The 11,552-nt window shown below is 62.2% G+C and carries 11 protein-coding genes; 3 read left to right on the forward strand and 8 right to left on the reverse strand.

What is annotated here, in order from left to right; translation table 11 throughout:
* Window positions 1-241, forward strand: a 241-nt coding sequence (locus tag NF876_RS42745; protein WP_262273690.1) for a hypothetical protein, incomplete at its 5' end; no start/stop codon positions are given.
* Window positions 242-511: 270 nt separating this feature from the next.
* Here NF876_RS42745 and NF876_RS42750 read toward each other — a convergent pair.
* Genes NF876_RS42750 through NF876_RS42785 form a run of 8 tightly spaced genes read right to left on the reverse strand, consistent with a single transcriptional unit; the run spans window position 512 to window position 8,114 of the window.
* Entirely contained in the window at window positions 512-1,951 is a 1,440-nt protein-coding gene (locus NF876_RS42750; protein WP_210806606.1) for an amidase, read from the reverse strand.
* A 12-nt stretch (window positions 1,952-1,963) separates the two neighbouring features.
* Window positions 1,964-2,722 carry an SDR family NAD(P)-dependent oxidoreductase gene (locus NF876_RS42755; RefSeq protein WP_210806604.1) on the reverse strand — a complete coding sequence of 253 codons (759 nt, stop codon included), beginning with the start codon at window positions 2,720-2,722 and terminating at the stop codon, window positions 1,964-1,966.
* A 10-nt stretch (window positions 2,723-2,732) separates the two neighbouring features.
* On the reverse strand, window positions 2,733-3,494 hold the full coding sequence (locus NF876_RS42760; RefSeq protein WP_210806602.1) for an SDR family NAD(P)-dependent oxidoreductase: 762 nt from the start codon (window positions 3,492-3,494) through the stop codon (window positions 2,733-2,735).
* A complete protein-coding gene (locus NF876_RS42765; protein ID WP_210806600.1) occupies window positions 3,491-4,324 on the reverse strand; it encodes a polysaccharide deacetylase family protein in 834 nt (277 codons plus the stop codon). The genes NF876_RS42760 and NF876_RS42765 overlap by 4 nt, the downstream gene beginning before the upstream one ends.
* Window positions 4,325-4,338: 14 nt before the next feature.
* Window positions 4,339-5,136 carry an ABC transporter permease gene (locus tag NF876_RS42770; RefSeq protein WP_210806598.1) on the reverse strand — a complete coding sequence of 266 codons (798 nt, stop codon included), beginning with the start codon at window positions 5,134-5,136 and terminating at the stop codon, window positions 4,339-4,341.
* The gene (locus NF876_RS42775; protein ID WP_210806596.1) at window positions 5,133-5,960 is read right to left on the reverse strand and encodes an ABC transporter permease; all 828 of its coding nucleotides are present in this window, start codon (window positions 5,958-5,960) and stop codon (window positions 5,133-5,135) included. Before NF876_RS42775 ends, NF876_RS42770 begins: the two co-directional genes overlap by 4 nt.
* A 20-nt stretch (window positions 5,961-5,980) precedes the next feature.
* On the reverse strand, window positions 5,981-7,063 hold the full coding sequence (locus NF876_RS42780) for an ABC transporter ATP-binding protein (RefSeq protein ID WP_210806594.1): 1,083 nt from the start codon (window positions 7,061-7,063) through the stop codon (window positions 5,981-5,983).
* A 28-nt stretch (window positions 7,064-7,091) separates the two neighbouring features.
* Window positions 7,092-8,114 carry an ABC transporter substrate-binding protein gene (locus tag NF876_RS42785; RefSeq protein WP_210806592.1) on the reverse strand — a complete coding sequence of 341 codons (1,023 nt, stop codon included), beginning with the start codon at window positions 8,112-8,114 and terminating at the stop codon, window positions 7,092-7,094.
* A 217-nt stretch (window positions 8,115-8,331) separates the two neighbouring features.
* Here NF876_RS42785 and NF876_RS42790 point away from each other — a divergent pair, with 217 nt between their 5' ends.
* Window positions 8,332-8,865: a MarR family winged helix-turn-helix transcriptional regulator gene (locus NF876_RS42790; RefSeq protein ID WP_210806590.1), complete on the forward strand. Its 534-nt coding sequence runs from the start codon at window positions 8,332-8,334 to the stop codon at window positions 8,863-8,865.
* A gap of 259 nt (window positions 8,866-9,124) precedes the next feature.
* Complete coding sequence (gene ilvA / locus NF876_RS42795; protein ID WP_210806588.1) at window positions 9,125-10,660, forward strand: threonine ammonia-lyase, biosynthetic; 1,536 nt, start codon at window positions 9,125-9,127, stop codon at window positions 10,658-10,660.
* The last annotated feature ends 892 nt before the right edge of the window (window positions 10,661-11,552 follow it).

Here is an 11,552-nt window from a genome sequence, read left to right on the forward strand (position 1 = left end):
CGATGGGGCAATCCGTCTCCTGGGCGATGCTCAGCGTTTCGGCTTTGAACTGCGTAGCTTTGCGCTCACGGCGAGGGCGGATGGAACCGCCTCAGCCGTCATCACTCTCACGGTCCCGATCTCCGCCGATGCACACGTTGTCGCCACACGCCTGTCCCGTCATCCCTCAATGCAGCGCGTTAACACTCGCACCGATGTCGGAATGTCTCTCCTCAATAGCCAGCAGGCCGCCGCTGCATGAAGGCGTAGCCAATCCAAAAGGAGGGTTACCCGCGCTATGACCCTTTGATGCGACTGGTCGAGCGGATGGGTATACTAGCATGGAGCTACCGTCGTCTCCCGCAGGATCGAGTGAAGTGCGACCTCCACAAGACCAAGGCGCTGGGCCATTTCAGGCTCGGGGCTCGGATCCTTGGCAGAACCCGCGCAGTTCCGGACGGCCCCGGTGTTCTTAATGATGCGGAAGAAGGACAGCCGACTTAGCCGAACTTTGATGTGTAGATTGTTTCGCTCAGTCTCCGTCTGCGACTATGGGCGCAGGCCTATTGCGCAGCACCTTAGTCGCAAGAGCTTTGAAGTTGAGGCTCGCCTCCAGTCGGGATGCCACATCAATCAGATAATCGTCCTCGAACCACCGGCCGACGAGTTGTAAGCCAATTGGCAGTCCGCCCTGTGTGAGGCCGCAAGGCAACGAGAGTGCCGGGTGTCCCGTCAGATTGAACGGGAATGTATACGGATACCAAGTGCCACGGATCGTACCCGCGTTGCTGCCACCGATCTCAATCGCCCCGAGAGGATCAAGATCAACCGGGAGTGGCGGGGCTGAGAGCGTGGGCGAGGCGATCAGATCAAAGCGAGAAAGAATATCCTGGATCTGGAGAAAACAGTCGGTCCGTGCGAACTGAGCCTCGTGCACATCCACGGCGCTATAGGCGCGCCCTGCCTCCATCGTCGCCAGCAGCGTTGGATCGAGCTTCTCTGGTGAGCGTGCCGCATGGCTTCCTAGCCGGGCCAGCAGGAGTGATCGTAGAAGCACCAGGAAGTGCGGCTCCATCGAGACCAAATCGAGCTCAATCGGCTCGACGATCATGCCAAGGGCTTCGGCCTGCTTCATTGCAGCGACAATGGATGTCTCGACCTCAGGATCAACGATGTTGCCACACCGGAGCAGGATCCCGATGCGGGGGCGCTCCCCATCAGACAGTGCGCGCCGCGGCAGGGTTCCCGCCTGTCCATAAGGGTCGCGGCGATCAGGTCCTCTCAGAGCCTCGAACATCAGTTGCGTGCCGGAGACCTCGCGCGCCATCGGCCCGACAAAGGAGTTGGCCCCGAACAGATCAGGAGCCTGCAGGTTCGGAATTACGCCGAGGGTAGCCTTCAGCCCCACCACGCCACAGCAGGCTGCCGGAATCCGGATGGAACCGCCGCCATCGGTGCCCAGGGCCAACGGCCCCATCCCGGCTGCGACCGCAACGGCCGCGCCGCCTGACGAGCCGCCACAGGTGTGATCGTGGCTCCATGGGTTGAGCGTGCGCCCGAAGAAGGGACCCTCGGTGAACGGCTTGTGGCCGAATTCCGGCGTCGTGGTCTTGCCAATCAGGATCGCGCCGGCCGCTCTTGCGCGGGCGACCGCAACGGCATCGGCGGATGGGACTGTGTCCGCAAACAGCGCACTGCCCTGCGTAGTCGCTACGCCCTCCGTATTCGTCAGATCTTTGACCGAAAACGGGATCCCGTGGAGCGGGCCAAGCGGAGCGCCGCTCATGACGGCAGCCTCGGCCGTCCGCGCCTCCGCTCGGGCGCGATCAGCGCAGATTGCCATGAAGGCATTAAGCTCCTGGCGCTCTTCGATCCGGGCGAGAGCGGCCTCGACCGCCTCTACCGGAGAAATCGCCTTCGTTTGGATGGCGGCGGCCAGTTCCGTTGCGGGGAGATCGGCAATGGCAGTCATGGGAGTTCCTTCTCAGATCATCCAACGGCCGCCATCGATCAGGAGCGTCTGTCCAGTGACGTACCGGGCCTCCTGGCTCGCGAGGAAGGCAACGCAGCCGGCGACATCCTCCGGCTCGGCGATGTACCCGGCCGGGGTCGTGGCTTTGATTTTCTCGATCACGGCCGGCGTGAGCCGGTCGTGAGCGCGGGTCCGAATGGCGCCTGGCGCAACCGCGTTGACTGTGACGCCGAATGGCGCCAGTTCGCGGGCGAGCGATCGTGTAAACCCGACGATCCCCATCTTGGCGGCAGCGTAGTCGGAGAGGCCGGCGTCCCCCACAAAGGCTGCGTCGCTGGACATATTGACAATGCGCCCGCCGCGCTCGCGCATGGCCGGCACAACGAGCCGTGACAGACGCATGGTGCTCAGCAGAGAGACCTCGAGCACGAAGCGCCACACGTCTTCCTCAGATTCATGAAAGTGGGCCGCCCGTTCCCGGCCGCTCTGGCCGACATTGTTGAACAGAATGTCAACCGGTCCGAAGGCCGCCACGGTGCGATCGTGGAAATCGGCCAGGATGGATGCGTCGGTACAGTCGCCGACCATGACCATCAGGCGGTCCGTTGGAAAGGCGTTCCGATACTCGTCGAAGCCGTCACCCTCCCGGTCGATGACAGCGACGCGCCCGCCTTCAGTGAGAAAACGCTGAGCGGTCGCAGCGCCGATCCCGTGAGCGGCGCCCGTGATCGCGATCGTCTTCCCAAAAAAGCGGCCATGGCTTTCGCTCATCACAATCTCCTCAATGGAAGGTGCGTCCGCCGTCGACCGCTATTGCCGTGCCGGTGACATAGGACGACTCCGCGCTCGTCAGCCACAGGATTGCGGCGGCAATCTCGTCGGGCGAGGCAATGCGCTGCAGCGCATACCGGGCGCGGACGGCCTCATAAGCGGCCTGTGGATCGGGAGCATGGTCAATGCTCGATCGGAACAGCTCTGTCTCGACCGCGCCGGGACAGACCGTGTTGACCCGGATGCCAAATTCAGCCGCCTCCATGGCCACCGCCTTCGAGGCCATCTGCAAGCCGGCCTTGGACGCGCAATAGGCCGTCCGGTGCTTCAGCGGCGACAGCCCGGCGCCGGAAGACACATTAACGATCGTGCCACCTCCTGCGGCCCTTAGGTGAGGAAAGGCGGCTTGCATCACGATCACTGGACCGGTCAGGTTGACGGCGAGCACGCGCGACCAGTCAGCTGACGTCATCGTCTCAAGATCAGCGACCAAGTCGAGGCCAGCGGCGTTGACCAAACCATCGAGCCCACCCAGGGCATTCACGGCAGTGGCAACCGCAGTGGCAATGGAGGTGGCGTCGGCAACGTCGGCCGTTACAACATGAATGCGGCCCTCCGCCGATGTTTGCGCCAGCATCGCGAGCGCTGCCTCGTCCCGGTCGAGTGCAACCACATGGGCTCCCTCGTCCACGAAGCGCCGGACCGTGGCAAGCCCAATCCCCTTGGCGCCACCTGTGACGAGGATGCGCCGCTGAGTCAGCAGGCCGCTCAACGCCGAGCCTCCGCTCGTGCCTTCATCAGGCCTGGGCGCATGTCGTCGACAATCTCGTCGCAGCGGCCAATCCAGACATTCGGATGCTTTAAGGCATGCTCGATCAGGCCCTCAAGGACCTTGATGCGCGAGGGCTGGCCGATGATCTGCGGATGCATGCCGATCATCATCATGCGGTCCTCAGCGTAGAGGACGTCAAACTCGCTCCGCCACGCCTCGAGCAGGGCCGAGGGTGCCTGCATCGTGCGGCCGGGCAGAACAATCGAGTACTGGAAGAAGGGAGCATCATCGAGCACCCAGCGGAAGGGCAACTCGACGATGTCCGTCTCCTTGCCCTCGACGGCATGCAGGTACGGCGAATCGTCATCGAAGAAGTTCGACGAGTAGTCGAAGCCGTATTCAACAAGCATCGGCATGGTGACCGCGCTGATTTCGGCTGCCGGCGACCGCCAGCCACGCGGGGCTCTGCCGCTGACCCGCTTGATGGACTGAAAGCCCTTCTCCATCTGCTCACGCTCCTGCTCGGGCGTAAGGGAAAGGATCCACGCGTGGGAATAGCTGTGATGCGCCAGCTCGTGGCCGCGCTTCAGGATCTCCTCGATCAAGCCCTCGCGCTGGTCGATTACGAGGCCGGGCACGAAGAACGTCGACTTGATGCCGTAGCGATCGAGGAGGTCAAGAATACGGCCTGTCCCGACCTTCCAGCCATAAGCCCCTTGCGACATCAGGATGGGCCGGTTGGCATAGGAGGGATCGCGAGCCGTCCACATCGTCTCGGCATCAAGATCGAAGGTGAGGAAGAGAGGAAAACCCTTGCTGGTCAGCGGCATGATGTGACCTCGTGTCAGACGAAGCGGTGGAAGCCGGCGCGACGTTCCGCCAGCAAAAGGACGATTCCCGTTGCAACAATGAGCAGTGTCGAGACCGCAGCGACACTCGGATCGACGCCCATCTCGACGGACGAGAAGATCAGAACCGGCAGGGTCGTCTGGTTGCCGCTAATCAGGAAGATCGTCACGGGAACATTGTCGAGCGAGGTAATGAAGGCGAAGAGGGCACCGGCCACCAGGCCCGGCCGGATCAGTGGAAGCGTCACGAGGCGAAAAGCCTCGAAGCCGGTGGCTCCAAGCACGCGCGCCGCTTCCTCGACCGCGAGGTCGAGCCCGCTCAGGCTCGCGAGCGCGGAGCGGACGATGTACGGGACCGTGATCACCACATGGGCGAGAAGAAGGCCGATCAGGCTGCCGCGCAGCCCTGTCAGGCTGAAGAACTGCAGCAACGCGACGCCGATGACCACCGCCGGCAGAACCAGCGGCGCCATGAGGAAGGAGATGATCGCCTCCGAGCCGGGGATCGATCTGCGAAACAAGGCATAGGCCGCCGCCACGCCCAGGGCCAGCGAGATCGCGGTCGAGCCAAAGGCCAGGATCAGGCTCATCCGGATGGCAGAAAGATAGGTCGGGTCGCTCAGCACCTTGCCGAACCAGGACAGCGTCAGGCCTTGCGGTGGGATCGTCAGATAGGATGTCGTGGAGAACGCCGCCAGCACTACGACAGCGACCGGAACCTGCAGGAAGACGATCACGGCGAAGGCAGCGATCGTTACTCCAAGGCCGGGATGGCTTTCGCGGTCTGTGCTCATGCCATGCCCGCCCATTGCTTGGTCAGCCGGCTCGACAGCCAGATGATACCGATAGCCATGATCGTCAATGCAAAGGACAGCGCGGATCCGCTGGGCCAATCGAGAAGCTGCATGTACTCGTCATAGATCAGCGTCGCCATCACCTTGTAGGTCGGCCCACCCAGCATCCGCGGCGTCACAAGGGCGCTGATGGTCAGCACGAAGACCAGAATCGAGCCTGCCAGAATGCCCGGTGCGGACAGAGGCAGCGTGACCGAGGTGAAGACGTGGAGTCGGTTGGATCCCAACGTCGCGGCGGCGGCTTCGACATCGCGCGGCACATTCCGGATGGCTGCAACCAACATCAGGACCATGAAGGGAAGGTAGATGTGGGTCATGCCGATCATCAAGCCGGTCAGGTTGAACATCAGCTTGATGGGTGTCGAGATCAGTCCCATCTGGATCAGCAGGTTGTTGACGAGGCCGCGATTGGCCAGAAGCGCGATCCAGCCGAAGGACCGAACCACAAGGTTCAGCATCATCGGAAAGATCACCAGCAGGATCAGCGGCAAGCGCCAGCGTTCCGGCCCACGGGCGATGAGGTATGCCAGCGGGTAGCCCAGCACGAGGCAGACCAGGGTCACGAAAAGGCCGAGGCCGAGCGTCCGCCAGACCACCTCACGGTAATACTCGTCGGTAATGATCCGGGTATAGTTCTCCAGGGTCCAGACGCCCTTGACCACACCGGAGCCCGGCATGTACTCGCCAAAACTCGTTGGCAACAGCATCAGCACGGGAATAAGGAAAAAGCCCGCGAGCACCAGCGCCAGCGGCGCGATCAGCATCAGGCCATGACGCGTGGACATCATGCGCTGGGTTCCTCGGGCGGCATGGCAAACACCGAGTCGGCGTCGATCGCCAGTGTGACCGGCGTGTCGGGTGCAAGCGCCGCGTTCGGCCCATGCGAGGCCGTCTCGGCCACGAGTTCAACTCCCCCAGAGAGGCGCACGACATACTGGACCCGCGCGCCGCTGAACGAGCGAAGCGCGACAGTGCCCTGAAGTCCGTCAGATGCGCTCGTGCCATTCAGAAGCCGGATTGCCTCCTGGCGGATGATGACGTCGACCTTGGCCCCCGCCGGCTGGTCGAGAGAGGCCGCCGGCATTTCGATGGCGTCGCCGAGGCGCAAAACGCCCCCCTTTCCGGCGCGGGAGGCGACGGTACCGGGCAGCCGGTTGGGCTTGCCGATGAAGCTGGCGACAAAGCCGGTTGCGGGCCGATGATAGATTTCCTCCGGCGTAGCAAATTGCTGCATAACGCCCTTGGCCATCACCCCGACACGGTCAGACATCGACAGTGCCTCGCCCTGGTCATGGGTGACGAAGAGCGTGGTGATGCCGAGCCCGCGCTGCAAGCGCTTGAGTTCGATCTGCATTTCGTCGCGCAGCTGCGCATCGAGATTGGAGAGAGGCTCGTCGAAAAGCAGCACGCGAGGCTGCGGCGCAAGGGCTCTTGCGATGGCGACACGCTGTTGCTGACCGCCCGAAAGCTGCCGCGGGTAGCGCTCGCCGAAGTCAGCGAGCCGGACCATGGCGAGCGCCTCCTTCACGCGTCTGTCGAGTTCCGCGCCAGCGACCTTGCGCCGGCGCAGACCGAACGCAACATTCTCGTAGACGGTGAGATGCGGGAACAGCGCATAGGACTGGAAGACAAGACCCAGCCCCCGTTTGTTCGGCGGTAGTGCGGTGACATCATCGCGGCCAATCAGGATTCGGCCACGACTTGGTTGGACAAGGCCCGCCACCATCCGCAGGATCGTCGTCTTGCCGCAGCCGGACGGGCCGAGCAGGGAGACGAACTCGCCCTCAGTGATCGTCAGAGAGATGTCACTAACAACGGCGACATCCCCGTAGGACTTGCCCAGCTGCTCGAAGCTCAGCGCGCTCATGGAAGCTCCCACTCGTCAGGCTGCCGGATCAGCGCGCCACCTCACGCTGCCAGCGACGCGTCCAGATCGGCGAGTTCTTGGCGACGACTTCCGGGTCGATGAACCAGGCCTTCTCCAGCGTTTCGCCATAGGGCACGATCTTTTTGAGCTTGTCGGAGAGTTGGACCTTGGTGTTAACCGACCCGATATAGGCCCGCTCGGAGAAGCAGCCTTGCCCTTCCGCCGAGAGGATCTGATCGAGGAACTTGTGCGCCAGGTCCGACTTCGCGGTCCCCTTGGGGATGAGGACGGCCGGCAGAATGCCGACCGCGCCTTCCTTCGGATAGGCAACCGCAAGCGAAAGCCCCTTGTCCATGGCGACACCGGCACGATCCGGGTACCAGGGTGCGATGGCGATCTCCTCCCGCTCGAACAGTGAGATCAACTGGTCCGCCTGGGTGTAGAGCACCGCCGACCCCTTGGCGATGGGCTTGATGGCTTCGATGCCGGGGTCGACGTTGTCGAGCGTTCCGCCCTTCAGCTTGTTCAAGGCCAGGAAATAGTGCAGGCCTGCGGTGCCGCTGATGTCGCCGATGGCATACTTGCCCGCGTAGGCTGGGTCGGCGAGATCGAGCCAGGAGGTCGGCGGCGTCTTGACCAGCTTGGGGTTGTAGACGAGCGTGGTGGCGCTCACCATGGCGACAACGTAGCTGTCATCCTTGCCCCAAGCAGTCGGAATGATGTCGCCGGCGTTCTTCAGCTTGGACCGATCGATCCGCTCGTTGAGGTTCTCGCCGTGGGTCTGGGCGGCGAGCGAGTTGTCGATGTAGACAAGGTCCATGTCCGACTTGCCGCCGGTGGCCCGGAGCGCAGCCGCAAATTGCGAGGAATTGCCGAGCTTTAGGGAGACGGTCGCGCCGGTGGCTTTCTCGAAGGCCGCGACGTGGCAGGCCTTGACGTTGTCGGCGAAGGATCCTCCGAACGCCCCCACGACGAGTTCCTCGGCTTGGGCGATGGCGGAAAGGCCGAGAGTGAGAAGGGCGGCCGTCGTGTAGCGAAGACAATGGCTCATGGTTGCAGCTCCCGTCTGGTTGCGGAGCAGGAGCCAATGGTCCCTGGCCTTGCACCGCGAAGGCAGTGCTTCTGCCTGCCCTTCGGTGAGGAGCATGGCACGGGTAGATTTGTCTTTCAAGAAAGATAATTGAAAGATATATTGCATCTTCTAGCTGCCTGCGCCCTATCGTGCTGTGCATTTATCGGCCAGATAGGCTCGCCTTGGAGGATCGAATATGCGCAATGGTGCGCTGCAACCTGTTGTAACCGAGCGGACCAGCGAACTGGTAGAGAGGGATCGCATCGGTTCCGGCATGCAGCGGTGGCGCCGGGAGTTGCCGGACGTGGATTGCTCCGGCAAGGCCGTCGTCGGCCGCTTGCTGCATCTGCACGAGATCTTCTTGACGGCGATTAATCGGACTCTGGCGAAGCACCGGTTGAAGTATCCTGCTTTTGCCGTGCTGGCGACGCTTCGGGTCGAGGGTGCGCCGTACCAGATGTCGCCGAAGCAGTTGCTTGACGCGCTGATCCTGACTTCGGGCGGGTTGTCGAACCTCCTGCGTAAACTGGAGAAGGCTGGCCACATCCGCCGAATGGCTGACGATAGGGATGGACGAGGGGTTATCGTCGAGCTAACCGAGCAAGGGCGCCGAATGGTAGAGCCCGCGATGCGTGACCATGCAGAAACCGAGCGAAGGCTTGTCGCGGCGCTGTCGACAGAAGAGCAACGTGTCGTTGCGTCTGCACTAGGGCGGATGATGATCAAATAATCGGTGGCTGGTGCTTCCGACGATTGTAGACAGACACAGACATCCAACTCGTGACGGGCAAGCGTTGTTTGAAGCGTTGACGGGTCAGCTTGTTACGCCGACTGTGACGTCTCGGTTGTGGCGGTTGGATTGAGCCTATAACCGTTGACCAATCTTATCACAGTAGGCTTCACGAACCCGATGCCGTGTTTGGGTTAGGAATACAAGGAGCCCTCGGGAGCATCTGGGCTTCCCTACTGAACAAGAAGGCATCACCGACGTGCAGGATTACATCCGAAAGATCTTGGCCGCCCGGGTCTACGATGTGGCGATCGAAAGCCCGCTCGATCCCATGCCGCGCCTGTCTCAGCGCCTGGGTAGCCCAATTCGGCTCAAGCGCGAGGATCTCCAGCCGGTGTTCTCGTTCAAGCTGCGCGGTGCCTATGCCAAGATGGTTGGGTTATCACGCGAGGCGCTTGACCGGGGAGTGATCTGCGCCTCGGCCGGCAATCACGCCCAGGGCGTGGCTCTCGCGGCTCAGAAGCTCGGCGCCAAGGCCACAATCGTGATGCCGCGCACCACACCGACGATCAAGATCCAGGCGGTGAGAGGGCAGGGCGGTCGTGTGGTCCTGCACGGCGAGAGCTTCGATGAGGCTTATACTCACGCCCGGCAGCTTGAGGCGGAGAAGGGCCTCACCTTCATCCATCCCTATGACGATCCCGACGTGATCGCCGGTCAGGGTACGGTGGGCATGGAGATCCTGCGCCAGCATCCCGACCCCCTCGAGGCAATTTTCGTGCCGATCGGAGGAGGTGGGTTGGCTGCGGGCGTGGCCGTCTACACAAAGTTCCTGCGGCCCGAGGTGAAGGTGATCGGGGTCGAGCCGGAGGACGCCGCCAGCATGGCAGCCGCCCTTGCCGCAGGGGGCAGGGTCATCCTGAACCAGGTCGGGCTGTTTGCCGATGGCGTGGCGGTGCGTCAGGCCGGTGAGGAGACGTTTCGCCTCTGCCGTGAGCTGCTCGACGAGGTGATCACCGTCAGCACGGACGAGATCTGCGCAGCCGTAAAGGACATCTTCGAGGACACGCGTGCGATTGCCGAACCATCCGGCGCCGTCAGTCTGGCCGGTCTGAAGAAGTACCTGGAGCGGGAAGGAGCAAGACCGCACGGAGTGGTCGCGATCAACAGCGGCGCCAACATGAACTTCGACCGGCTTCGGCACATCGCCGAGCGGGCCGAGCTCGGTGAGCACCGCGAGGCCTTGCTGGCGGTCACCATTCCCGAGAAGCCGGGCAGCTACCGCCGCTTCATCCAGCTGCTGGGCAAGCGCTCAATTACCGAGTTCAACTACCGCTACTCGGATCCTCAGGCGGCGCAGATCTTTGTCGGTGTGCAGCTTTCCGAAGGGGATCAAGAGAAGCGCCAGATCATCGCCATGCTGCGGGAGCAGGGCTATCCCGTGTTGGACATGAGCGACAATGAGATGGCCAAGCTGCATGTGCGCTACATGGTCGGCGGGCACACGCCTGGCCTTCAGGATGAGCTGATCTTCCGATTCCAGTTCCCGGAGCGCCCTGGAGCCCTCCTGAAGTTCCTCAATGGGCTATCCGGCAACTGGAACATCTCGCTGTTCCACTACCGCAACCATGGTGCGGATTACGGCCGGGTGCTGGCCGGCATCCAGGTTCCTGCCGTGGAGCGAGCGCAGCTCAAGCGCAGTCTGGACGGCCTGGGATACCCGTACTGGGACGAGAGCGACAATCCAGCGTATCGCTCCTTCCTGAACCGGGACACCGCGGGTGTCACCAGCTGAACTTGAGGAGCTATCTGTGGCAGATGTCCTGTATTCCGCTCTGGCTGATCAGATACTCAGAAGGGAGGCCAGATGGTCACCGATTTGCCGCGCAACCGATGCATGGTACTCCCGAAAGGATTGCCGTGTAAGCATATCGGTGCTCGCGCTCCTTGGTGTTTCCTTGGCTCAGGAAGTTACCGGGAGCTTGGGGGCTGGAGACAACACTCCGCGGGGTTACCCGTAGGACTTTTCAGGTTCTGAGCCGAGTCAAAACGGCATTGAGGGCACTGTTCATCGGCCTGCTCCCCCTTGCTCCGCAAATCACGGCCATCCAACTGGCCATAGAGCTTGCGCGAACCTCAACATTACAGCGGGTTTGGAGCAGCAGAACTCTGAGACCGTGATGGTCTCTGGTCCAGCTGATCGGTCAGGTTTAGGAAGACGGATCTGCCCATCAAAACGGGGCGCTCCTTCACCTCAGATCGAAACTTCGACTGGCAGGTGAGTCATGAGCTTGGAGTGAAGGTCAACATCGAGGTCCCGTGCGTCCAAGGACACAACCAGTGCATAGCGGCCCTGATCGATTGCCCGGGATATCGATCGTTTCCACCACCCCCCAACGGGAAAAACGGCAATCTGGCCGCGGGCAGCAAGAGGAGACTGAGGCTCTCCTGCTCGAAGCCCGCGAGATGGATTACGCTCCTTCGGTCCCTGCTGGAACCATACGAGGGAGTGGGGCAGAGGGTTTGCCACCCCAGGCCATCACTTAGATCTTAATCGTGCTCGCTGCTGCGATGAACGCAGCATTATCCTCAATCCAGTCACGACAACCGTGCCCCTGATCCCATTCAGGTGAGAAACGCGAGGTTAGATCATCCCGCCGTCGGTAACAATATCGGATGTCAGACCG

Source organism: Microvirga yunnanensis (assembly GCF_025460875.1).